Source organism: Kribbella italica (genome assembly GCF_014205135.1).
In the GTDB taxonomy this organism is placed as follows: domain Bacteria; phylum Actinomycetota; class Actinomycetes; order Propionibacteriales; family Kribbellaceae; genus Kribbella; species Kribbella italica.
This window is the reverse complement of record NZ_JACHMY010000001.1, coordinates 3,037,920-3,060,300: the sequence shown is the minus strand read 5'-3', so window position 1 is coordinate 3,060,300 and position 22,381 is coordinate 3,037,920. Positions and strand designations below refer to the sequence as shown.

The 22,381-nt window shown below is 70.4% G+C and carries 21 protein-coding genes; 15 read left to right on the top strand and 6 right to left on the bottom strand.

Going from position 1 to position 22,381, the window contains the following annotated elements:
* Nucleotides 1-308 precede the first annotated feature (308 nt).
* The 10 genes from HDA39_RS14135 to HDA39_RS14090 all read left to right on the top strand — a co-directional run bounded on the left by HDA39_RS14135 (nt 309) and on the right by HDA39_RS14090 (nt 11,160).
* Complete coding sequence (locus HDA39_RS14135; protein WP_184795672.1) at nt 309-728, top strand: DUF948 domain-containing protein; 420 nt, start codon at nt 309-311, stop codon at nt 726-728.
* Complete coding sequence (locus tag HDA39_RS14130) at nt 725-976, top strand: DUF6167 family protein (RefSeq protein WP_184795671.1); 252 nt, start codon at nt 725-727, stop codon at nt 974-976. The genes HDA39_RS14135 and HDA39_RS14130 overlap by 4 nt, the downstream gene beginning before the upstream one ends.
* A gap of 5 nt (nt 977-981) precedes the next feature.
* Nucleotides 982-3,651: an alanine--tRNA ligase gene (gene alaS / locus HDA39_RS14125; RefSeq protein ID WP_184795670.1), complete on the top strand. Its 2,670-nt coding sequence runs from the start codon at nt 982-984 to the stop codon at nt 3,649-3,651.
* A 43-nt stretch (nt 3,652-3,694) separates the two neighbouring features.
* Nucleotides 3,695-4,189, top strand: a complete 495-nt coding sequence (ruvX, locus tag HDA39_RS14120; RefSeq protein WP_184795669.1) for a Holliday junction resolvase RuvX — start codon at nt 3,695-3,697, stop codon at nt 4,187-4,189.
* A gap of 22 nt (nt 4,190-4,211) precedes the next feature.
* Complete coding sequence (mltG, locus tag HDA39_RS14115) at nt 4,212-5,402, top strand: endolytic transglycosylase MltG (RefSeq protein ID WP_184795668.1); 1,191 nt, start codon at nt 4,212-4,214, stop codon at nt 5,400-5,402.
* A complete protein-coding gene (locus HDA39_RS14110) occupies nt 5,402-6,229 on the top strand; it encodes a shikimate dehydrogenase (protein WP_184795667.1) in 828 nt (275 codons plus the stop codon). Before mltG ends, HDA39_RS14110 begins: the two co-directional genes overlap by 1 nt.
* A complete protein-coding gene (locus tag HDA39_RS14105) occupies nt 6,216-7,688 on the top strand; it encodes an FAD-binding protein (RefSeq protein ID WP_184795666.1) in 1,473 nt (490 codons plus the stop codon). The genes HDA39_RS14110 and HDA39_RS14105 overlap by 14 nt, the downstream gene beginning before the upstream one ends.
* 14 nt (nt 7,689-7,702) lie before the next feature.
* Nucleotides 7,703-8,716 carry a DUF2330 domain-containing protein gene (locus HDA39_RS14100; protein ID WP_184795665.1) on the top strand — a complete coding sequence of 338 codons (1,014 nt, stop codon included), beginning with the start codon at nt 7,703-7,705 and terminating at the stop codon, nt 8,714-8,716.
* Nucleotides 8,717-8,770: 54 nt separating this feature from the next.
* Nucleotides 8,771-9,469, top strand: coding sequence for an A24 family peptidase (locus HDA39_RS14095; RefSeq protein WP_337925744.1), 699 nt, complete (start codon nt 8,771-8,773; stop codon nt 9,467-9,469).
* Nucleotides 9,470-9,570: 101 nt separating this feature from the next.
* Complete coding sequence (locus HDA39_RS14090; protein WP_184795664.1) at nt 9,571-11,160, top strand: FAD-binding protein; 1,590 nt, start codon at nt 9,571-9,573, stop codon at nt 11,158-11,160.
* Between the two features lie 151 nt (nt 11,161-11,311).
* Here HDA39_RS14090 and HDA39_RS14085 read toward each other — a convergent pair whose 3' ends face one another.
* Genes HDA39_RS14085 through HDA39_RS14070 form a run of 4 tightly spaced genes read right to left on the bottom strand, consistent with a single transcriptional unit; the run spans nt 11,312 to nt 16,645 of the window.
* Complete coding sequence (locus tag HDA39_RS14085) at nt 11,312-12,424, bottom strand: ADP-ribosylglycohydrolase family protein (RefSeq protein ID WP_184795663.1); 1,113 nt, start codon at nt 12,422-12,424, stop codon at nt 11,312-11,314.
* A 50-nt stretch (nt 12,425-12,474) separates the two neighbouring features.
* The gene (locus HDA39_RS14080; protein WP_184795662.1) at nt 12,475-13,434 is read right to left on the bottom strand and encodes a cupin domain-containing protein; all 960 of its coding nucleotides are present in this window, start codon (nt 13,432-13,434) and stop codon (nt 12,475-12,477) included.
* Nucleotides 13,431-14,486 (bottom strand): hypothetical protein, encoded by a 1,056-nt coding sequence (locus HDA39_RS14075; protein ID WP_184795661.1) that lies wholly within the window; start codon nt 14,484-14,486, stop codon nt 13,431-13,433. The genes HDA39_RS14080 and HDA39_RS14075 overlap by 4 nt, the downstream gene beginning before the upstream one ends.
* On the bottom strand, nt 14,483-16,645 hold the full coding sequence (locus HDA39_RS14070) for a DUF4135 domain-containing protein (RefSeq protein ID WP_184795660.1): 2,163 nt from the start codon (nt 16,643-16,645) through the stop codon (nt 14,483-14,485). The genes HDA39_RS14075 and HDA39_RS14070 overlap by 4 nt, the downstream gene beginning before the upstream one ends.
* A gap of 290 nt (nt 16,646-16,935) precedes the next feature.
* On the opposite strand from HDA39_RS14070, the gene HDA39_RS43240 reads away from it, so the two are divergent.
* The 4 genes from HDA39_RS43240 (at nt 16,936) to aroB (ending at nt 20,459) form a co-directional block, all read left to right on the top strand.
* Nucleotides 16,936-17,058: a hypothetical protein gene (locus HDA39_RS43240; protein ID WP_273481784.1), complete on the top strand. Its 123-nt coding sequence runs from the start codon at nt 16,936-16,938 to the stop codon at nt 17,056-17,058.
* Nucleotides 17,059-17,152: 94 nt separating this feature from the next.
* A complete protein-coding gene (gene aroC / locus HDA39_RS14065; protein ID WP_184795659.1) occupies nt 17,153-18,358 on the top strand; it encodes a chorismate synthase in 1,206 nt (401 codons plus the stop codon).
* On the top strand, nt 18,355-19,119 hold the full coding sequence (locus tag HDA39_RS43705; RefSeq protein WP_337925743.1) for a shikimate kinase: 765 nt from the start codon (nt 18,355-18,357) through the stop codon (nt 19,117-19,119). The genes aroC and HDA39_RS43705 overlap by 4 nt, the downstream gene beginning before the upstream one ends.
* Nucleotides 19,116-20,459 (top strand): 3-dehydroquinate synthase, encoded by a 1,344-nt coding sequence (aroB, locus tag HDA39_RS14055; protein WP_238356052.1) that lies wholly within the window; start codon nt 19,116-19,118, stop codon nt 20,457-20,459. Before HDA39_RS43705 ends, aroB begins: the two co-directional genes overlap by 4 nt.
* 102 nt (nt 20,460-20,561) lie before the next feature.
* Here aroB and HDA39_RS14050 read toward each other — a convergent pair whose 3' ends face one another.
* Together HDA39_RS14050 and HDA39_RS14045 are read right to left on the bottom strand one after the other, a co-directional pair.
* Nucleotides 20,562-20,918 (bottom strand): hypothetical protein, encoded by a 357-nt coding sequence (locus HDA39_RS14050; RefSeq protein ID WP_184795658.1) that lies wholly within the window; start codon nt 20,916-20,918, stop codon nt 20,562-20,564.
* Between the two features lie 36 nt (nt 20,919-20,954).
* Complete coding sequence (locus HDA39_RS14045; protein ID WP_184795657.1) at nt 20,955-21,308, bottom strand: hypothetical protein; 354 nt, start codon at nt 21,306-21,308, stop codon at nt 20,955-20,957.
* Between the two features lie 264 nt (nt 21,309-21,572).
* Between HDA39_RS14045 and aroQ the strand changes: the two genes are divergently transcribed.
* Nucleotides 21,573-22,013, top strand: coding sequence for a type II 3-dehydroquinate dehydratase (gene aroQ / locus HDA39_RS14040; protein WP_184795656.1), 441 nt, complete (start codon nt 21,573-21,575; stop codon nt 22,011-22,013).
* Nucleotides 22,014-22,381 lie beyond the last annotated feature (368 nt).

The following is a 22,381-nucleotide window of genomic DNA, read 5'->3' as shown; positions in this document are numbered from 1 at the left end:
GACTGTAGGCCGCCCCCGGGCCACACTTGGGCCGGGTTGTGACCGTCCGCACTCACATGTCCCGGTTCGCCATGACGCACACCTCCCATCGGGCTGCCCCAGCAGTCAATCCGGTGTGGCGGCGACCCGGCACTGTGTTCGACGGGCGAGCAACTGATGGACAGTCGCCGGTTGTCCACAGGAGGCGAACAGCCGAGTTGGTGAGGGACTGTGATCTGGGGGATGGTGTCCTGGAGCGGAGTGCGGTAGGGGCGCGCGATAAGGTCGGGCGGTCCACGTGGTCGCAACGGGAAGGTGGATCGTTTCCAATGAGCGTCGGTGAAGTCGCGGGGCTGATAGCGGCCTGCGCGCTGCTCGTCCTGGTGGGCCTGCTGGCCTACCCGATCCTGAAGCTGGGCAAGGTGCTCGACGAGACCCGGCTGATGGTGAAGGGCGTGTCCGACTCCAGTATCCCGTTGCTCGGCGAGGTCACCGAGACCGTCGCGACGACCAACGCGCAGCTGGCCAAGGTGGACACCATCACCGACAACGCGACGACCGTGACGACCAACGCCGCGGCGCTCGCGTCCTTGTTCGCGGCGACCGCGGGTGGTCCGCTGGTGAAGGCGGCCGCGTTCACGTACGGCGTGCGCAAGGCGCTGGGCGACAACCAGCGCCGCGACGTGGCCCGCCGGGTGAAGGACGACATGAAGTCCGAGCGCAAGGCGCGCAAGCGAGGTGACCTGTGATCAAGCGGATCCTGTGGTTCGTGATCGGCACCGCCGTCGGCGTCTACGCCGTCACCCGGCTGAAGAAGCGGGCCCAGGTGCTCGCGCCGGAGAGCCTGCAGGCCTCGGCGGACAAGATGGCCAGCGCGATCCGGCACTTCGGCGACGAGGTCCGGGCCGGGATGGCCGAGCGGGAGACCGAGCTGCGGGACGCGCTCGGGATCGACACAGCGGCAGCACACCAGACACAGCGTGAGGACGACCGGTAACACCCATGGAAACCAGTGAGATCAGGCGGCGGTTCCTGCAGTACTTCGAGGACCGCGGTCACACCGTGGTGCCGAGCGCGCCGTTGCCGTCGCCGGACCCGAACCTGCTGTTCAACGTGGCCGGGATGGCCCAGTTCGTGCCGTACTTCGTCGGCCAGCAGACGCCGCCGTACGCGCGGGCGACCAGCGTGCAGAAGTGTGTCCGGACCCTCGACATCGAGGAGGTCGGCAAGACCACCCGGCACGGCACGTTCTTCCAGATGAACGGCAACTTCTCCTTCGGCGACTACTTCAAGGAAGAAGCCGTCCAGTTCGCCTGGGAGCTGGTCACCAAGCCGCAGAGCGAAGGTGGCTACGGCTTCGACGAGTCGGTCCTGTACGCCTCGGTGTACTACGAGGACGACGAGGCGATCGACATCTGGAAGCGGGTCGCCGGACTGCCCGACGACCGGATCGTCCGCCTGGGCATGAAGGACAACTTCTGGTCGATGGGCATCCCGGGCCCGTGCGGCCCGTGCTCGGAGATCCTGATCGACCGCGGCCCGCAGTTCGGCGCCGACCGGGACTGGGAGGCGGGCGACCGCTACCTGGAGTTCTGGAACCTGGTCTTCATGCAGAACGTCCGCGGCGAGGGCGGCGGCAAGGACGGCTACCCGATCCTCGGTGAGCTGCCGAAGAAGAACATCGACACCGGTCTCGGCCTGGAGCGGGTCGCGTACCTGCTGCAGGGCGTCGACAACATGTACGAGATCGACGAGATCTTCCCGGTGATCGAGAAGGCCTCGGAGCTGAGCGGCCGCAAGTACGGCTCCGAGCACGTCGACGACGTGCGCTTCCGCGTGGTCGCCGACCACGTCCGCAGCGCGCTGATGCTGATCGGCGACGGCGTCACCCCGGGCAACGAGCAGGGCGGCTACGTCCTGCGCCGCCTGCTGCGCCGCGCGATCCGTTCGATGCGCCTGCTGGGCTACGAGGACCCGAGCCTGGTCGAGCTGCTCCCGGTCAGCCTGCAGCAGATGAAGAAGTCCTACCCCGAGTTGGAGGCCGACTTCGGCCGGATCAGCCAGGTCGCGTACGCCGAGGAGGAGGCGTTCCGCCGCACCCTGACGGCCGGGACGACGATCTTCGACCTCGCCGTCCGCGACACCAAGGCCGGCGGCGCGCACCAGCTCGAGGGCGCGAAGGCCTTCCAGCTGCACGACACCTACGGCTTCCCGATCGACCTGACCGTCGAGATGGCCTCCGAGCAGGGCCTGAACGTCGACACCGAGGGTTTCCGCTCGCTGATGAAGGAGCAGCGCGAGCGGGCCAAGGCCGACGCGCGGGCGAAGAAGGCCGGCCACGCGGACACCTCGGGCTACCGCGAGCTGCGCGAGTCCGGGACGACCGAGTTCACCGGGTACACCGAGCTCGCGACCGACTCGCGGGTCCGCGGTCTGCTGCGCGACGGCGTCGTGGCGAATGTGGCCGAGCAGGGCGAGACCGTCGAGGTCGTGCTCGAGAAGACCCCGTTCTACGCCGAGTCCGGTGGCCAGATCGCCGACGCGGGCCTGATCGTCGCCGACGGTGTGAAGCTGAAGGTGCTCGACGTCCAGCGGCCGGTCAAGGGCCTGATCGTGCACCGCGTCGAGGTGCTCGAAGGAGTCCTCCAGCCGGGCACGGACGTGCACGCGCAGGTCGACCACGACTGGCGGATCCAGGCCTGCCAGGCGCACTCGGGCACGCACGTCGTGCACGCCGCGCTGCGCCAGGTGCTCGGCCCGAACGCGTTGCAGAGCGGTTCGTACAACAAGCCCGGTTACCTGCGGCTCGACTTCGCGTGGTCCTCGGCGCTGGACCAGGCCACCCGGTCGGAGATCGAGGAGGTCGCGAACCTCGCCGTACGGCAGGACCTCGCGGTCTCCGCGCAGTACATGACGCTCCCGGAGGCCCGGGAGTGGGGCGCGCTGGCCCTGTTCGGCGAGACGTACGACGAGCAGGTGCGCGTCGTCGAGATCGGCGGCCCCTGGTCGCGCGAGCTCTGCGGTGGCACGCACGTGAAGCACTCGTCGCAGGTCGGTGCGCTGACCGTGACGAGCGAGTCGTCGGTCGGTGCGGGCGTCCGCCGGATCGAGGCGTTCGTCGGCATGGACGCGCTGCACTACCTCGGCCGTGAGCGGTCGCTGGTCCGGCTGCTCAGCGAGAACCTGAAGACCCGTCCCGAGGAGCTCCCGGCCAAGGTCGCCGACCTGGCCGAGCGGCTGCGGGCGGCGGAGAAGGAGCTGGAGAAGGTCCGTGCGGGCCAGGTGCTGGCCGCGGCGGGCGACCTGGCGAAGAGCCCGAAGGACGTCTTCGGCGTCGCCTTCGTCGGAGCCCGTACGCCGGACGGCGTCGGCGGTGGCGACCTGCGCAAGCTGGCGCTGGACGTCCGCGGCCGGATGCCCGCCGACAAGCCGGCCGTGGTCGCGCTGGTCGGCGTGAACGACGGGAAGCCGGCCGTCGTGGTCGCGCTGAACGACGTCGCCCGCGAGTGGCGGCTCAAGGCCGGTGACCTGGTCCGGGTCGCCGCCGAGCAGCTCGGTGGCCGAGGCGGCGGCAAGGACGACGTCGCCCAGGGTGGTGGCACTGACCCGGCCGGTACCGACAAGGCGCTGTCCGCGGTCGAGCACGCCGTCGGCCAACTGGTCACGGGCTGACCAGCATGAACGGATCCGCATGCCCCCCGGCTGAGGCACACTGATGCGCCGGGGGGTGCGGATCGCGCTCGACATCGGGGACGCCAGGATCGGCGTCGCCAGTTCCGACCCGCACGGGATCCTGGCCACCCCGGTGGAGACCGTACGGCGTGGGCCCGGGGACCTTGACCGGATCGTTACGCTCGTACACGATCTCGAGGCGTTCGAGGTCGTCGTCGGGCTGCCTCGTTCGTTGAACGGGGGTGAAGGGCCGGCGGCGGTCAAGATCCGGGAGACCACGGAGCTGATCCGCCGGAAACTGGCGGCCGGCCAGGACAACCCGATCGGGACGGACGGAGTGGAACAGGTGCGGACGGCGACGGTGCGGATGGTGGACGAGCGGTTCACCACGGTCACCGCCGAGCGGATGCTGCGGGAACGGGGTAAGAAGGGCGCCAAACGGCGCGCGGTGGTCGACCAGGCCGCGGCGGTCGTGATTCTGCAGCACGCGCTCGACTTCGAGCGGGAGACCGGCAACCCACCCGGGAGGCCCCTGTGAACGGAACAGCGGTGGTCGAAGGATGAGCAGGACGTACGGCGACGTGGACCCCGGTGACGACCTCGACGTCGATCTGGGCCTGCGCCCGGAGAGCCGGACCGAGCGGCGCGCCAACCGCAAGAAGCAGCGCGCCCGGCGCGGCTTCGGCTGCTTCGCGGGCATCGTCTCGCTGGTGGTCGTCGCCGGGCTGATCGGCGGCATCATGTTCGGTTTCGGCAAGGGCCGCGACTACCTGGAAGGCCTGTTCGCCGCGCCCGACTACGAGGGCGAGGGCACCGGCTCGGTCCAGGTCGAGGTGACCAAGGGCCAGAGCGCGCAGGCGATCGCGGACACGCTGGAGAAGAAGGACGTGGTGAAGTCGGCCCGCGCCTTCGAGCGGGCCGCCCGCGAGGACCCGCGGAGCACGCAGATCCAGGCCGCGACGTTCACGCTGCGCAAGAAGATGTCCGCCAAGGCCGCGCTGGCGCTGATGCTCGACCCGGCCAAGTCGATCCGGGTCACCCGGGTCGGGGTGAACTCCGGCTGGACCAAGGAGCAGGTCGCGCAGAAGCTGCAGGAGAACAAGACGGTCAAGCTCCCGCCGGGCTCGGTCGCGGCCGCGCTGGCCAAGCCCTGGTCGCTCGGGCTGCCGTCGTACGCGAACAACAACCCGGAGGGCTTCCTCTACCCGGGCACGTACGACGTCCCGAAGAACGCGACGGCGTACACGATCCTGAAGCTGATGACCGCGCAGTTCGCGAAGACGCAGGCCGAGCTGAAGCTGCCGCAGGTCGCGCAGCGCAAGAAGCTCGACCCGTACCAGGCGGTGATCGTGGCCAGCATCGTCGCGGCGGAGACCAACCGCTCCGACGACTACGGCAAGGTCGCCCGGGTGATCTACAACCGGCTGGCCCGCGACATGCGGCTGCAGATGGACTCGACCGTGCACTACGTGACCGGTCGCAGCGGTGGGGTGTTCACCAGCGACGAGGAGCGCGACTTCGACTCGCCGTACAACACCTACAAGTACCGCGGGCTCCCGCCGACGCCGATCAACTCGCCGGGCAAGGACACCCTGCGGGCGGCGCTGAACGCGACACCGGGGCCGTGGCTGTACTTCACGCTGGTCAACCTCGACACCGGTGAGACCGCGTTCGCGACCACGGACGATGAGCACCAGGCCAACGTCGCCAAGCTGCAGGCGTGGTGCCAAGCCCACAAGGGTCGCTGCTGATGGTTCGTTGTGCCGTGCTGGGTTCGCCGATCGCGCACTCGTTGTCGCCGGCGATGCACCGGGCGGCGTACGCCGAGCTCGGGCTCGACTGGCGGTACGACGCGTTCGAGGTCGGCGAGGACGAGCTGCGCGGATTCCTCGCCACGCTGGGTGACGACGTCCGCGGGCTGTCGCTGACGATGCCGTTGAAGCGGGTCGCGCTGGACCTGGCGGACACCGTCGACCCGGTCGCCGAGCTGATCGGCGCGGCGAACACGATGCTCTTCGAGCCGGACGGGTCACGCTCGGCGCACAACACCGACGTACCGGGTCTGGTCTCGGCCTTCGCCGAGCGGGGGATCACCGGCGCCGACACGGCCGTGGTGCTCGGTGGTGGCGCGACGGCGGCCTCGACGCTGGCGGCCTTGCGTGGCGGGTTGAAGGTCAGCGAGGTGACGCTGGTCGTCCGGGACCTGGCGAAGGCCGAGCGCCTGCTCGACCTGGCGGCTGCGCTCGACCTGAAGACCTCGGTGACCGACTTCCAGCAGGTCGAGCAGATCGGCGGCTTCGACCTGTGCGTGTCGACGCTGCCCGGTGGGGCGGTCGACCCGTGGGCGGAGCACTTCGCCCAGGTCGCGCCGGTGGTCTTCGACGTCGCGTACCACCCGTGGCCGACCCAGCTGGCGCTCGTGGCGCACCGGATCGGTACAGAGCTGTTGAACGGCCTTGATCTGCTCGTGCATCAGGCGACCTTGCAGGTCGAGATGATGACAGGTAGGTCGCCCGCGCCGCTGGCGGCCATGAGGGCCGCCGCGCGTGAGGAGCTCGACGATCGTGAGCCACAGTGAGGATCTCTGGAACCGCCGTACCGTCCTGAAGGCTGGTGGACTGCTCGCCGCCGGGGCACTGGCGACCGCCGCGGGAGCCGAGGCGGTGCACGCCGCGTCAGGCGCCACCGCGGCGCCTGACTGGGCCGCGCTCGATCGCGCGCTGAAGGGTGCGCTCTTCCGGCCGGGCCAGACCGGGTACGCCGCGTCGCACCAGCTGTTCAACCCGCGCTTCGACTCGGTCCAGCCGGCCGGCGTCGTCCGGGCCGGCAGCGTCGAGGACGTCCGGCAGGCGATCCTGTTCGCGAAGAAGAACAAGCTGATCTGCGTCCCGAAGGGCGGCGGTCACTCGTACGTCGGCGCCTCGGCGGTCACGAACGGGCTGATGGTCGACGTCGGCCCGCTGCGCGGACTCACCTACGCGAGCAACGCCGTCCAGATCGGCGCCGGCGCCCGCCTGTACGACGTCCACGCCTACCTCGACAAGTTCGCCCGGTCGCTGCCCACGGGGACCTGCCCGACGGTCGGCATCGCCGGCCTCGCGCTCGGCGGCGGGATGGGGATCCACACCCGGACGTACGGGCTGACCAGCGACCGGGTGCTGTCGCTGCAGGTGGTGACCGCGGACGGCGTCGTCCGGACGGCGAGCCCGACGCAGAACGCCGACCTGTACTGGGCGCTGCGCGGTGGAGGCGGCGGGAACCTCGGCATCGTCACGTCGTTCCGGCTGGCCACGATCGGTGCCGGCAAGCTCGGGTTCTTCCGGCTGACCTGGCCGGAGTCGCAGGCCGCCGCCGTCGTGCGCGGCTGGCAGCGCTTCGCGCAGGAGGCCCCGGCGTCGTCCTGGGCGAACCTCCACATCACCGGGAACAGCAATGGCACGGTCTCGATCCACGTGGTCGGTGTCTCGACCACGGGCTCGGCGACCGCCGCCGCGGCGCAGCTGGAGTGGTTCATCGGTGCCAAGGGCGCGACCCGCTCGATCTCGGTGAAGACGCACATGGAGGCGGTGACCTACCTCGGCGGCGGCACGACCAGCCCGCGGCAGGGCTGGCTGGCCGGTTCCGACGTACTGCGGGGGCCGATGGACACGGCGACGATCAACAGCGCGATCGGTGCGGTGCGGACGGCCGCCAAGGCGAAGGTCGCCGCGTCGGCGATCCTCGACCCGCTGGGTGGGCAGGCGGCGAAGCAGCCGCCGGGTGGTTCGGCCTGGCCGTGGCGGTCGGCGCTCGGCGTCATCCAGTGGTACTCCGGGCTGCCGTCACACCCGACGACGGCTCAGCTGCGCGCTGCTCAAGGCTTCGTCACCAACGGGCATCACGCGGTGACGAAGTTCTCGGCCGGTGGGTACATCAACTACCTGGAAGCCGGTCGCTCCAACCCGTCGTACTACGGCGGCAGCCTGGCACGGCTGCACGCGATCAAGGTCAAGTACGACCCGACGAACTTCTTCCACGCTCCGTACACCTTCGCCTGAGTACTGTCCTCGCCATGAAGACGTGGCGTGTGGTCGCAGGGATGCTCGCGATCGGCCTCCTGCTGGGCGGGATCACTCCGGCGTGGGCCTGTGCCTGCGGCGGGTACCTGGCCGACGCCGAGTCGCGGGCCCGCGCCAACGGTGAGCAGGCGCTGGTGAGCTTCGACGGCACGACCGAGGAGATCGTGCTGTCGATGGCGATCCAGGGCTCGTCGAAGAAGGCCGCCTGGATCATGCCGGTGCCGGCCGCGGCGCAGGTGACGCTGGGGGAGTCGTCGACGTTCGAGGACCTCGCGCGGATCACCAGACCGAAGGTCGTCGAGCGGACGACGTACTGGCCGTTCAGGGATCTCGGGATCTTCGGCGGCCGCGGCGGTGACACCGCGGGCGCGGCGCCGGGGGCCGGGGTCGACGTGCGGGAGCAGATGGTGCTCGGGCCGTTCCAGGTCGTCCGGCTCGGCGGGTCGAGCGCGGCGGAGGTGACCGGCTGGCTGCGGACCAACGGGTACACCGTCCCGCAGACGCTCGGCGACAACCTCACGCCGTACCTGGCGGAGAAGTGGGAGATCGTCGCGGTCAAGCTGGCGCCGAAGGAGACCGGCGGGTCGCTGGGCGGGGAGACGCCGCCGCTGAAGCTGTCGTTCGCGTCGAAGCGCATCGTGTACCCGATGCGGCTGAGCAAGGGAGCCACGACGAGCCAGGCGGTCACGGTGTACGTCGCCGCGCCGTACCGGGTGGACGCCTCGACCGTGCCGGACGCGTCGCTCACGCCGGAGCTGCTGTACGCCGGGCGGGTCGAGGATCTCGCGGCGCCCGCGAACTTCCTGACCGCCTACTCGGCGTACTTCGCGCAACCGGGGCGGGTCACCAGCGACTACGAGTTCACCAGGGCGGCGACCGACGACGCCTTCCAGCGGACGACGTACGTGACGCACAACGAGACGTTCTGGAGCACGCTCGGCGTGATCGTGCTCGGGCTGCTTCTGCTCGGCGGCGGCGCCGCGGCGGTCGCACGGCGGATCCGCTGAGTTGTCCACAGGGGTCCCGCGGGCGGGGTTCCCGATCGTCTAGGCTGCGGCATCGTGCCTGATCTGATCGCCGGAGTCGTCGCAGCGGTGGTCTGTGCCGTGGCCGCGTACCTGATCGGGCCCTGGCTGCTGCGCCGGATCCCCGAGCCGATCCTGGACGAGGGACAGACCAAACTCCTGTACGCCGAGCTCGCGACGCCGCGGGCCGCGGCGTGGTGCGCCGCGCTCGCCGGCGTCGCGGGTGGGCTGGTCGGCTGGCGGATCGGGTTCTCGGGTGGCTACGCGGCGTGGATAGCGCTGGCGGTTTCGGGGGCGGTGCTCGGGTACATCGACGCCCGGACGCGGTACCTGCCGTCGGCGATCATCTGGCCGACGTACGGGGTGGTCTCGGGGGTGCTCGTCGTCACGGCGGCGGTGACGGGGGAGTGGGGGTCGCTGCGGCGGGCCGCGATCGCGGGGCTGATCGGCTTCGGGGTGTTCTACCTGCTGTGGTTCGTGTTTCCGCGCGGCGTCGGGTTCGGCGACGTGCGGCTGTCGGGGCTGCTCGCCGTCGCGCTGGGCTGGCTCGGGTGGGGCGAGTTCGTCACCGGCCTGTACGGCGGGTTCTTCCTCGGCGCGGTGCTCGGCATCGTGCTGACGGTCGCGAAGGTCTTCAAGCGCAAGGAGATGTTCCCTTTCGGGCCGTTCATGCTGGCGGGCGCGGTGGCCGGCGTCCTGGTCGGTGGACCGCTGGAACGCCTGTACCTGGGGTGAAACAAGCCTGATGGCTGACGGCGCGAGTCCGCCGTCCGGTTGATGCCGCGGCCCGGTGGCGCCGACTACGGTCGATAGCTCCACCGACCTAGGAGTCCGTCGTGCCGAACCTCAGTCGTCGTGGGCTGCTCGCAGGCAGCGCCGCCCTGATCGCCGTCCCCGCCACCGCAACCACCGCGTCCGCCGCCGCCGATCGCGGGCCGAGCGGCGAGAAGATCCTTCCCGGCGACGTCCGGTTCGCCGACCTTGTCCAGCGCGGCACGAACCGCCGGTTCGTCGCCGCCCCCGACTACGCCCGGGTCGTCCGCTCGCCGCAGGACGCCGTCGCCGCCGTGCAGGACGCGGTCCGCGCGAACAAGCGGATCGCGGTCCGCGGCGGCGGCCACTGCTTCGAGGACTTCGTCGACCACAGCGACGTCGAGGTGCTGATCGACCTCTCGCAGTACGACGAAGTGACCTTCGACGAACGCCGGCGCGCCTTCTCGATCGGCGCCGGCGCGACGCTCGAGACCGTCTACAAGGCGCTGTTCTACGGCTGGGGCGTGACCGTGCCCGGCGGCGGCTGCCTCGGTGTCGGCGTCGGCGGCCACTTCAGCGGAGGCGGCTACGGGCCGCTCTCGCGCCGGTACGGCTCGGTCGTCGACCACCTGTACGGCGTGGAGGTGGTCGTCGTGGACGCCCGCGGCCGCGCCCGTCTCGTGCTGGCGACCAGGGACAACGAGCACCGCGACCTGTGGTGGGCCCACACCGGCGGTGGCGGCGGCAACTTCGGCGTCGTCACCCGGTACCTGCTCCGGACCGCCGGCGCGCGCGGCGCGGACCCCGCCAAGTTGTTGCCCAAGGCCCCTTCGTCGCTGCTGTCGACGATCACGGTCTACGACTGGAACACGATCACCAAGGCCGGCTTCCTGCGGACGCTGCGCAACTTCTTCGACTTCTACGAGCGCAACAACGCGCCGGGTTCGCCGTACGCGACGCTGTACAGCCCGTTCATCCTGACCCACAAGTCGGCCGGCGGGTTCCTGCTGTCGACCCAGATCGACGCCGGGGTGCCGAACGCCGGTCAGTTGCTGAAGGACTTCAACGCGGCGATCGTCGAGGGCGTGTCGCCGGCGCCGCAGGTGGTCGACCAGGGCGAAGGGCCGTTCCTGCAGCGGACGATCCAGCGGTCGATCGCGGAGGACATCGCGCCGAGCCGCGCGAAGTACAAGGCGGGCTACCTGCGCAAGAGCTACACCGCCGCGCAGTTCGAGACGATCTACGAACACCTGACCGACCCGACGTACCAGGGGCCGGAGAGCAGTCTGCTGTTCGTCCCGTACGGCGGCCAGGTGAACACCGTGCCGCCGGACGCGACCGCGACCGCGCAGCGCGACGTGGTGATGAAGATGGTGATGGCCGCGAGCTGGGAGGACCCGGCGCAGGACGCCCGGCACCTGGAGTGGGTGCGGGCGACGTACCGGGACATCTACCGCGAGACCGGCGGCGTACCGGTGCCGAACGCGGTGAACGCCGGGTCGTACATCAACTACCCGGACGGCGATCTGGCCGACCCGGCGCAGAACACCTCCGGCGTACCGTGGCACGCGTTGTACTACCTCGGCAACTATCCGCGACTGCAGCGGATCAAGAAGGCCTGGGACCCGCGCAACGTGTTCCGGCACCGGCTTTCCATCGAACCCGCCGAGTGAGAAGCTGTCCCGGCCCTTCGATCGGAGGGCCGGGAGGCCGGCAATCGGGCGGACCGCCTCGGCGGGTGGTTGACGCACGAGCCGGCCTACTGACCGGCCGGGGCGCCGGGCCTGATCCTCGGGGGACGGGCCGGACGCCCCGGCTGCCGGTTCACCAGCCTGGGTAGCGGTTCCGCCACGCGGTCTCGGGGCCGTACTCGCCGTGCAGGCGGTCGCGGCGGGTGTACTCGAGCACGAGATCGTCGGCCAGCTGGAGGATCACGCCGCGCCCCTCGACGGCGAACACGAGCTCGGCCGGCAGCGCGGTCTCGCCGTGCAGCGCGCCGAGGAGGTTGCCGCAGATCGCGCCGGTGGAGTCGCTGTCGCCGGAGTGCGTGACGGAGAGCGCGAGCGCGTCGAGGAACTGGCCCGGCTCGGGCCGCGCGAGCGCGGCGTACACGCCGATCGCGAGGGCCTCCTCGGCGATCCATCCGCCCCCGAGCAGCTCGACGGTCGCCGGACCGGGCGCCGGCACGGGCCCTGCCGCCAGCTCCCGCGCCCTGATCAAGGCCGCCGTGGTCTCCTCGTGCGCTTCCTTCCGTGCAAGTAGTTCCAGCGTCGCATCCAGTGCACTGTCGAGGTCGGCCCCTTGAACGATCTGATGGATCAGCAGCGCCAGTGCCCCGCTCGCCAGCTTGCCGGTCGGATGCCCGTGCGTGTACCCCGCCGACTCCGCGGCGGCATCGAAGACCCACTCCGCGTTGCCGTCGTACGGCAGCAACCCGAACGGCGCCGACCGCATCACGCCACCGCATCCTTTGGAGTCGTTCACCGCCTGTACGCCGAACTTCCCACTCTTGCGGGCCTCGGTCAGCGCACTCAAACACGTGTTCCCCGGCGCCCGCCGCGCATACAACCACTGCTCACCCTGCAACCACCCGTCCCGCTCCCCGCTCGGCCCCGGCAGCAGCTGCGTGTCCAGCCACCGGTCGAACGCATGCTGCGTGACGGCCACGGTCAGCCCCAGCCCCCGATCGGTCCGTACGCCGGCCCGAATCAGCCCTTCGACCGCGAACAGCGTCATCTGCGTGTCGTCGGTCACCGTCCCCGGCGGCCAGTTGTTGCTGCCAGCAACGAACGTCCGAACCCCGTCCGGGTGCTCGGCGACGATGCTCCGCCCGTCCCGGAACTCCACCGGCCCACCCAGCGCGTCCCCGATCGCCCCACCGAGCAGACAACCACGGACGCGCGCCCGGTACTCCTCTTCCACCCGCCGCTCAACCATGCGAGCGACTGTAGTGGTGGGGGAGGCCGGACGCGCCCGGCCTCGGCTGCTCAGTCCGGGACGGGCTCGAAGCCGCCCGCGGCCCAGCGGCGGTGCGAGACGTCCTTCACCCGCTCACCCAGCGACTGCTCCCGGCAGTTGCGCAGTGCCTCCTCCAGTGCCTCCGGCAGTTGCGCCGTCAGGACCTGGCCCGGTGCCTCGACCCGTGCGGGCGCGGCGATCTCCCCGGCCAGCAGCTCCAGCCGCGCGCCCGAGTTGACCAGCGTGCGCGGATCGAGATCAGCCAGCAGATCCTCCAGCTCGTACTCGACCTTGTGCTCGTCTCTGGGCACGCCGATGTTCACGCTGGTCGCCGGGCGCCGCCCGCAGTTCTCACCCACGTGGTAGTAGCTCGACGGCCAATACAGCAAGTCGCCCGGCTCCACCTCTACCGCGAAGGATGACGGCACGAAGCGCGCGTAGTCGACGACACTGCTCACCGGTTCGTCCCACGGCCGCTCGGCCCAGAACCGCATCCGCTTGCGCTCCCGCAGCCCGAACATGAACGTCGCGAACCGGTCCTTGTGCACACCGACCGGGCTGTGGTCGTAGTTGCCGTGGAACATCGTCGTGATCGCCCCGGTGAGCGGCAGCCCGACCTGCGCCCACAGCCCGCCGAAGAACTCCTTCTCGCGCGACCACAGCGCCCGGTCGAACGCGTGGAACCCGCTGACGATCAGCGCGTACCCACGCTCCCCGAGCCGCTCCGCCAGTCGCTGCTCGTACTGGTCGAACGAGCCGTCTGCGGCCGCCGGCAGCAGCTCCTGCCGCTCACCCTGCTGTGTCCGCTCGACGGTGAACTGCGCCGTCGGCTGCCCGTCGTACTCCTGAGCCCGTACGGCGGCCGCGAAGACCTCCTCCGCGACGAAGGGCATCGGCCGCACCCCACGGACGAGGACGGGCCGCTTGTCCCAGTAGTGCTCCGCGAACTCGGCCCAGTCCAGCCGGTCCACGGTCACCAGCTCGGTCATGCCACCACCTCCACAGCTCGCAGCGAGTGCAACCGACGCAGCAACGGCAGGTAGGCGTCGTCCTTCACCAGCACCTCACCTCGCTCCAGCTCGGCCAGCAGCGCATCACCGCCGCCGATCGCGAACGCGTGCCCGTTGACCGCCCACAACCATCGCTCGCCGTCAGGCATCCGGTAGACCCGCGCGGCCGAGCGCACGCGGAGTCCGGCGACCAGCTCCGACCGCTGCGGCGCCGGGACTGGCTCCAGCGCCGCCGCACTGACCCGGCTCGCCCACTGCACCCGCAGGCTCCGCTCCACCTCAGCGCTGCTGCTCAACTCGGCCAGCCCGTCAGCAGTCTCCACCAGCGGCTGCATGAGCTGACCGGCCTCTGCCATCCGCAGGTACGGCGTCGCATCCGTCCCGCGTTGTCGGTCCAGGCCCGCGAGCAGCAGCTCGGTCACCTGCCGCGCCGCCAGCTTCCCGTCGACCGGCACCAGCAGCCGCAGCCACAGGCAGTCAGTGCCGATCACGTCTGCCCCTCCGGCCGGCCAGGACAGCAGGTCGCCCTCCTCGCCGGCGAGCGACGCTCCTCCGACCGCTACCTCCAGCCGGCCGTGCAGCACCCAGACGAGGGTCACGTACCCGTCAGCGCTCAGGTGCTGCGACAGCCCGTCCGTCACCACCAGCTCCGACGCCACCGGAACCACCGGTACGCCGATCCGCTCCCACAGCGGCTCGATCAGCGCTCGCACCTGCGACCAGACCGAGTAGTCGAGCACGAGCGGCTCCCTCACCCGCAGGAGGAACGGCTCAGCCTGGCGATGCAGGTACTGCTTGAGGAACTCGTCCTCCGGCCCGGGCAGGAGCTCGCCCGGTGCTCCGACCCGCCCGCTGGGCTGCTGGAACCGCACCTCCGGCAGCGCCAGGAACCGGGTCCCTTCCCGGAACGGCGTCGCGGCCGCCAGAACAGCGCAGTACGCCGTACTGACGTCGAGCGGTGTCCGGCCGCCGGTGACGCGCAGCGGGTCGGTCTGCCAGGGGAGTGCCGTGAAGGCTGTCCAGTCGGTCATGAAACCTCCGAGGTGGCGAATCTGCGCCGCAGCCGCGCGGCATAGTCGGCGAGCGGCTCCAGCCCGAGCGCGGCGCGGCGTCGGTCGACAGTGACGGGCTCGGCGAGCGGACACGGCACGAGCTGCCCGTCGACGGCGTGGAACTTGGTGCCGTAGACCTGTGGCCGGTCTTCGGTGATGCAGAGCGCGTCGGTCAGGTAGGCGACGTGGCGACCCGGTACGTCGACCGCCGCGGTCAGCAGGTCCAGGCAGGTGCGCTGGAACTCGGCGTGGGACTCCAGGTGCTGCACGAGTCGGCAGGCGGACTCGGCGGCTTCTTCACCGACCATCAACGGCCCGGGCCAGCCGTGCTCGTCGATGACCTGCCGGAGCCAGGCGCACGCGGTGGAGGTCAGCTTGGTGAGTCGCTCGGCGATCGTGTCGTCGGTGAAGCGGGTGTCGGCCCACTGCGATCGCCAGCCCGCGTCGACGCGGTCGAGCTTCAGCAGACGCTCCCGGATCGCCACCACCTGGTCGAGCGCTGCCAGCTGCAGCGTCACCTTCTGGCCGGTCCAGCGGTAGCAGATCCATCGGTTGGCCCACTCGAAGGCCACGGCGCCGTGGTCGGCGTCCTTCACGGCGACACGGGTCTCGTCCTCCAGCAGGAGCCCCTCGGTGGCGATCGGGGCGACCGCGTCGCGCAGGGCGACGCCGAGGCGCGACAGGGTGAGTCCCTTGGCCCAGTCCGCCGGTGGCGGGCTCGGCTGGTCCGTCTGCACGGCCGGGCCTTGGTCGTTCAAGTAGTGGAGGCGCCCGTCGGTCCTGAAGTAGTACGGGACGTCCTGCCTCGCCAGCTGTTCCCACTCGCTCGCGCTGACGTCCTCGGGGAACGGTGTGCCGTCGAGCAGCCAGTCGTCGAGCATGTCGCTGTAGCGGTCGGTCGAGCGCAGCAGGACCCGAGCAGTCGCCGGCTGCTCGAGCACGGCGTGCAGCTTCGGCACGTTGCTGCACATCAGCGTCCAGGCGTCGAACATCCCGCGCAGGAAGCGCGTGAGGTGGGCGCCGTAGCCGATGCCGCCTGCCGTGTCAGCGACGACTGTCCTGGTCTCCTTCCTGGCCCAGGAGCTGGTCCGCCGCCAGGCCTGCGGGCCCTCAACCCCTTCGACCAGGCAGACGGTCGGTCCGTCGGCGGCGCAGGGGCGCGGCTCGGTCTCCAGCCCGACGTGGTGGTGCTGAGCGCCCTCCCCGGCGACCAGTCCGGTCTCCGACAGACGCCGTACGTCGACGAAGGCCAGCTCCAGGTCGATCGGGTACATCAGTGGGTCGGCGCCGCCGGCGTACAGGTTGCCTTCGCTGAGATCGGTGATGCCGAAGGCGAAGCAGGCGGCCGCCAGCGAGCCGGCCCGGTGCCAGAACAGCTCGGGCTCGGTCAGCACCGTCCCGGCGAGCCCTTCGCGGATCTCTCCCCACTGGGAGGGGCGGTCGATCCACTCGTGCCACGAGTAGCCGTCGCGGGGGAGGAGGTCCATCACCGGGAGCCTGATCTTGTCCGACAGGCCGTTGAGCACGGCGAACGCGGATTCCTCGCGCGCGAGGAAGAGGTGGTCGACGTCGGCCGGGCGCGGCTTGTAGACGACCGTGTGCCCGGGGAAGTCGACGCGCAGCACCCGGCGGCCGCCGTTGTGGGTCTCGCCGTCGTGCGCGGTCAGGCCGGTCACCGGCCGCCGCGTGTCGAACCAGAGCAGCTCGGCATCGCGCTCCAGGCGGTGCAGGAATTCCCGCAGAAATGCGAGGAAGTCGTCCGCCGCGCGCCCGGCGTGAAATCTTGGTGCGGCACCGGAAAGGCAGGCGAGAAATGCCGGACCGATCACCGGCCCGAACAATGCACCGTTCATCGGGTGCAGAATTCCGGGGTCGAGCTGGTGCGGGAATTCTCGCCGCAGGCTATCGCAGCCGGTGGTCAGGGTGGCAACCATTTCGAGGAGACTCGAAAAGCCTGCCCGATCGAGCAGACCCGCGACCAGGCCGGCATCCGCCGGGCCGCCGAGGTGCCGCTCGACCCGGACCAGGCCGTCCGGCCCGGTCGTCACCACCGGTGGGAGCAGTCCGGCCGCCGTGCGGGCGTGCACCGCGAACACCAGTGCGTCCCGGGCCGCTCGCACGGCGGCCGGATCGGTCACCGGGTCAGAAGTCGCAGTAGACCCGGACGCAGGTGCCGGCGGCACCTTCCGCGCCGGTGGCGGGCAGTTCCTGCTCCAGCTCGCCGATCACCAGGTCGAGCTCGTGGGCGTTGTCCATGAATCCTCCTCGGTCATTCTTTCCAGAAATCCTCTGACACCGCACCGACGTTCGGCAAGCACGGAAAGTTTCCGGTTGGCAGCAAGCGGTCATTATCTGGATTCCGGCCCGGAGTTCTGTCTAGTCTTCGAAATCCTGTCATCCCTATCCGGCGATCCCGAAGGAGTCAGACATGGACAGCATTCACACCGACGAGGCCCGCGAGCTCGACCTGGTGCTCGGCGACCTGGAGACCGAACTGCCCGCCGCCGAGGCCAAGATCGGTACCTGCCGCGGCGGGATCTACTGCATCTGATCCCAGCGTCCGGACCGGGATCTTGCATCCCGGTCCGGGCCTTCGGGTGAGACTGGCGACGGGCCGTCACCGGCCGCGTGAAAGAATCGGCCCCATGCTGCGCTGGCTCACCGCCGGCGAGTCGCACGGACAAGCGCTCGTCGCCGTACTCGAAGGTCTTCCCGCAGGCGTTCAGGTCACCACGGATCACGTGGCCGACGCCCTGGCTCGTCGTCGGCTCGGCTACGGCCGAGGCGCCCGGATGAAGTTCGAGCGGGACGAGGTGACCTTCCTGGGCGGATTCCGGCACGGGCTGTCACTCGGCAGCCCGATCGCCATCCAGGTCGGCAACACCGAGTGGCCGAAGTGGGAGCAGGTGATGGCTGCCGACCCGGTCGACCCGGAGACGCTGGCCGAGCTGGCCCGCAACGCGCCGCTGACCCGGCCGCGGCCCGGTCACGCGGATCTCGCCGGGATGCAGAAGTACGGGTTCGACGAGGCGCGGCCGGTGCTGGAGCGGGCGAGCGCGCGGGAGACCGCCGCCCGGGTCGCGCTCGGCGAGGTCGCCGCACGGTTCCTGCAGCAGGCGTACGGCGTGACGATCGTCAGCCACGTGGTCGAGCTCGGGACCGTCAAGGCGCCGTACGGCGTACTGCCGTCGGCCGCGGACGTCGAGAAGCTGGACGCCGACCCGGTGCGCTGCCTGGACGCGGACGCGAGCAAGGCGATGGTCGCCGAGATCGACGCCGCGCAGAAGGCCGGCGACACGCTCGGCGGAGTCGTCGAGGTCGTCGTCGACGGTCTGCCGCCCGGCCTCGGCAGCTACGTGCACTGGGACCGGCGGCTGGACTCGAAGCTGGCCGGCGCGCTGATGGGCATCCAGGCGATCAAGGGCGTCGAGCTCGGCGACGGGTTCGAGCTGGCCCGGACGCCGGGGTCGCAGGCGCACGACGAGATCGTCGCCGAGGACGGGACGGTACGGCGGACGAGCGGCCGCTCGGGCGGCACCGAGGGCGGTATGAGCACCGGCGAGACGCTGCGCGTGCGCGCCGCGATGAAGCCGATCGCGACCGTGCCGCGGGCGCTGCGGACGATCGACACCGCGACCGGCGAGGCCGCGGCGGCGCATCACCAGCGGTCGGACGTGTGCGCCGTACCGGCGGCCGGGATCGTCGCCGAGGCGATGGTCGCGCTGGTGCTGGCCGACGTGTCGCTGGAGAAGTTCGGCGGGGACTCGCTGGTCGAGACGACCCGCAACCACCGGTCGTACCTGGACGGCCTGCCGGGCACGATCCAGCCGCGTGCGTGGGGTGCGGAGTGAGCGACGCGAGTGTGCCCGGCGACGCCCGTTCCGGTGAGGCCCGTTCCGGCGAGGTCCGGTCGGGCGAGGTCCGGTCGGGCGAGGTCCGGTCGGGCGAGGTCCGGTCGGGCGAGGTCCGGTCGGGCGAGGTCCGGTCGGGCGAGGTCCGCTCTGGCGAGGCCCATTCCGGTGAGGCCCGCTCCGGCGAGGCCCGGTCCGGCGGCGCCGGCTCCGGCGAGGCCCGCTCCGTCGGCGACCCTTCGGCGCCCGCCGGCGCTTCGGCTGGGCCGGTCGTCGTACTGGTTGGTCCGCCCGGCTCGGGCAAGTCGACGGTTGCGGAGCTGCTGTCGGCCAAGCTCGGCGCTGTCCATCGCGACACCGACACGGACGTGGAGACCGGGGCGGGCAAGCCGATCTCGGACATCTTCGTGGACTCCGGGGAGCCGGTGTTCCGGGAGCTGGAGCGGGCGGCGATCGTCGCGGCGCTGAAGGCTGACGGCGTCGTCCTGTCCCTGGGCGGCGGCGCGATCCTCGACGCCGACACCCGCGCGGATCTGGCGGGACACACGGTCGTCTTCCTCGACGTCTCGATCGGCGAGGCCGCCAAGCGCGTCGGTCTGGGGGTTGCCCGGCCGCTGCTGCTCGGCAACGTGCGGACCCAGCTGAAGAACCTGATGGACGCCCGGCGACCGCTGTACGCCGAGGTCGCCAAGCACACGGTGACCACCGACGGCCGGTCCCCGGAAGAGATCGCGCGCGAGATCGTGGAGCACCTCGGATGACCGACAGCACCACCGGCCCAACGCCGCCCGCGTCCGGCTCGGCCGGCTCCGCCCCGGCGGCTTCCGGGTCCGTCACCACCCCGGCCGGCTCCGCCCCAGCGACCTCCGGGTCCGCCACCACCGCGGGTGGTTCCGCCCCGGCGACCTCCGGGTCCGCCACCACCACGGGTGGTTCCGCCTCCGCCCCGGCTGCGGTGGGCTCCGCCCCGGGCGCGGCGCCTGCCTCTTCCCCGTCCGCGGGCTCCGGCGTCGCCCGGCGGATCACCGTCGCGGCGGCCGCGCCGTACGACGTTGTCATCGGCAACAACCTGCTCGGTCAGCTGCCCGGACTGCTCGGCGACGACGTCCAGCGGGTCGCCGTGATCCATCCGCGCGCGCTGCGCACCAGCGGGGACGCGATCCGCGACGACCTGGTCTCGGCCGGGTACACCGCGCACGCGATCGAGATCCCGGACGCCGAGGAGGCCAAGTCCGCGGAGGTACTCGCGTACTGCTGGACGGTGCTCGGGCAGGCCGGGTTCACCCGGTCGGACGCGGTGGTGTCGATCGGTGGCGGGACGACCACCGACCTGGCCGGGTTCGTCGCGGCGACCTGGTTGCGCGGGGTGAAGGTCGTGCACATCCCGACCACGCTGCTCGGCATGGTCGACGCGGCCGTCGGCGGCAAGACCGGCATCAACACGGCCGAGGGCAAGAACCTGGTCGGCGCGTTCTGGGAGCCGGCCGGCGTGCTGTGCGACCTGGCCGCGCTCGAGACCCTGCCTCGCAACGACTACGTGAGCGGGCTCGCCGAGGTCGTGAAGTGCGGGTTCATCGCCGACCCGGTGATCCTCGACCTGGTCGAGAAGGATCCGGCGGGCGCCGTCAGCCCGGCGTACGAGCACACCGAGGAACTGATCGCCCGCTCGATCCAGGTGAAGGCCGACAGCGTCGGTGCCGACCTGCGCGAGCGGACGACCACCGCCGGGGGAGCGATCGGGCGCGAGGCGCTCAACTACGGCCACACGCTCGGCCACGCGATCGAGCGCACCGAGCGGTACAAGTGGCGCCACGGCGCCGCGATCAGCATCGGCATGGTGTTCGTCGCCGAGCTCGCCCGCGCGGCCGGGCGGCTGGACGACGCCACCGCCGATCGCCACCGCGAGGTCCTGCAGTCCCTCGGCCTGCCGGTCACCTACCGCCCCGACGCCTGGCCCCACCTGCAGGACGCGATGAAGCTCGACAAGAAGACGAGGGCGGACCGCCTCCGGTTCGTCATCCTCGACGCGCTCGCCAAGCCGACGATCCTGGAGGCGCCCGACCCGAGCCTGCTGGTCGCGGCATACGCCGAAGTCAGCTAGCCGGTACGACGACCGGCCCGGTGCCTGGCGCGGTCCCCGGCCTCGTCTTCAACCCGCCGCCCTCCCGGCCGAACTGCTCCAGCCACGGAGCCGTGCCGTCTACTAGCAGTGCGGCACTGACTTCTGGTTTCTGACATCGTTTCCCCACACGTTCACCATTGATCCATCAAATCTGCCGGACGGGATTTTTCCGTGGAAATACCTTCCGTGCAAAGGAGGCATGGTGAATCCGTCGTACCAGCACCACATCTGAAACTTGGTGCCTCCCTTGACTTCGAGAGCGACACCATCATCCCGGCTGACAATGACTTCCCAATCGGTCCCGATGGTTGAACCACCACCCGCGGCCGTAGCCGGTACAGATCCACGCTCTGCCGGGGTGCTCGCACCTGCGGATACAGGAGTCAGCGCCGAGCCGGCAACCATCCCGGCCGCCAGTAATCCTTGCATGAGCTTCATCGTTTCGATCCTCCTCGTGTCAATGGCGTCTGCGAATTACTTGCAACGATCTACGACGATCTCGTCCTTGACCCACTTCAGATCTATGTTTCCGAACTTGCCGGAATGCTTACCTGACTTGATCTCGCCGTACGAGCGCCGCTCGAACCCCGGCCACTGGTACCAGCAGATCATCTGAAACTTTGTGGTCGACGTGAGGTACAGGCTCTCCTTCTTCGGATGTTCTGCCATGAACACTGCGTAGAATCCAATGGGGTCGATCACCGACAGGTCGGACGCGCGCGTCGAGCTTTCAGAAGTTTGACCGGCCTGTGCGACAGCGGGACTTCCCAAGAGCAATCCTGCGGAAACGAGAACCGTAGACCCCGCGTGAATCATCTTCATCTTCATCAGACCGTCCTTTCGTCAGAACTTCTCATTAAAGAATAAATTGCTACTGGATTTACCTGGTGCTTGTTGACAGTTAGGCACGGCAGGCATTCATGACGCTTTCGTGGCACTTTCATGAGAGGCCGGTCCGGCACCACCTCACAGACGGCCGCGCCGCCCGTCGCCTGTCATCCGCTCGCAGTCACCGAGCGCGCCCAGGCCCTCGCCGCCCCGAACTGCTGGGTCGCCCGGGCGATCACAGGACCGGGCACTAGGGTTGACCCCGTGACCGCGCGCAAGGTGCTAGTACTCAACGGACCCAACCTCGGCCGCCTCGGCTCCCGGGAGCCCGACGTGTACGGCGCGACGACGTACGCCGACCTGGTCGCCGACTGCGAGAAAACCGGCGCCGACCTCGGCCTGACCGTAGAGGTCCGCCAAACCGACGACGAGTCCGAACTCGTCGGCTGGCTCCACGAGGCCGCCGACCACAAGTACCCGGTTGTCCTCAACCCCGCCGCGTTCACCCACTACTCGTACGCCCTCCGCGACGCCTGCGCCCAACGCACCGCCCCCCTGATCGAAATCCACATCAGCAACCCCGCAGCCCGCGAAGAGTTCCGCCACACCAGCGTCGTAGCCGCCGTAGCCACCGGCACCATCGCCGGCTTCGGCCTGAACTCCTACCGCCTGGCCCTGCGCGCCCTCACCACCCTCACGGACTGACCCCCTCAGCGCCCAGCCGAGCCGCTCTCCAGTCCGCGCGGTTCCTCACCCGCGCGACCTCGCGCCGCCCGAACCCCGAGCAGCAGGCGACGCCCCCGGACCTTGCCCCTGAACGCGCACCACTCACCAACCACTCCCTGAGGCTCCCTCGACGCCACTCTCACGCGGGACCGCGGCGCCCGGCCCGAGCTTGGTGAGTGCTGCAGGTCCGTTCCACACGCCAACAATCCGTTCCGGCGCAGGCTGAAAGCCAGCGTCTCCACCCGAACGCGCACCAACCACTTCCCCAGCTCGATCGACGCACTCTCACGCGAGCCCGCCGCGAACGCGGGCGCTGAGGCGACTGTCTGCAGGCGGCCGCCCAGGGG

Excerpts from the sequence above, each read along its gene's own strand:
- aroB (WP_238356052.1), top strand. The coding sequence starts at position 19,116 with ATGACCGACAGCACCACCGGCCCAACGCCGCCCGCGTCCGGCTCGGCC.
- HDA39_RS43240 (WP_273481784.1), top strand. The coding sequence starts at position 16,936 with ATGGACAGCATTCACACCGACGAGGCCCGCGAGCTCGACCTGGTGCTC.
- HDA39_RS14100 (WP_184795665.1), top strand. The coding sequence starts at position 7,703 with ATGAAGACGTGGCGTGTGGTCGCAGGGATGCTCGCGATCGGCCTCCTG.
- mltG (WP_184795668.1), top strand. The coding sequence starts at position 4,212 with ATGAGCAGGACGTACGGCGACGTGGACCCCGGTGACGACCTCGACGTC.
- aroC (WP_184795659.1), top strand. The coding sequence starts at position 17,153 with ATGCTGCGCTGGCTCACCGCCGGCGAGTCGCACGGACAAGCGCTCGTC.
- HDA39_RS14075 (WP_184795661.1), bottom strand. The coding sequence starts at position 14,486 with ATGACCGACTGGACAGCCTTCACGGCACTCCCCTGGCAGACCGACCCG.
- HDA39_RS14080 (WP_184795662.1), bottom strand. The coding sequence starts at position 13,434 with ATGACCGAGCTGGTGACCGTGGACCGGCTGGACTGGGCCGAGTTCGCG.
- HDA39_RS14135 (WP_184795672.1), top strand. The coding sequence starts at position 309 with ATGAGCGTCGGTGAAGTCGCGGGGCTGATAGCGGCCTGCGCGCTGCTC.
- HDA39_RS14085 (WP_184795663.1), bottom strand. The coding sequence starts at position 12,424 with ATGGTTGAGCGGCGGGTGGAAGAGGAGTACCGGGCGCGCGTCCGTGGT.
- alaS (WP_184795670.1), top strand. The coding sequence starts at position 982 with ATGGAAACCAGTGAGATCAGGCGGCGGTTCCTGCAGTACTTCGAGGAC.
- HDA39_RS14045 (WP_184795657.1), bottom strand. The coding sequence starts at position 21,308 with ATGAAGATGAAGATGATTCACGCGGGGTCTACGGTTCTCGTTTCCGCA.
- HDA39_RS14050 (WP_184795658.1), bottom strand. The coding sequence starts at position 20,918 with ATGAAGCTCATGCAAGGATTACTGGCGGCCGGGATGGTTGCCGGCTCG.
- HDA39_RS14110 (WP_184795667.1), top strand. The coding sequence starts at position 5,402 with ATGGTTCGTTGTGCCGTGCTGGGTTCGCCGATCGCGCACTCGTTGTCG.
- ruvX (WP_184795669.1), top strand. The coding sequence starts at position 3,695 with ATGCGCCGGGGGGTGCGGATCGCGCTCGACATCGGGGACGCCAGGATC.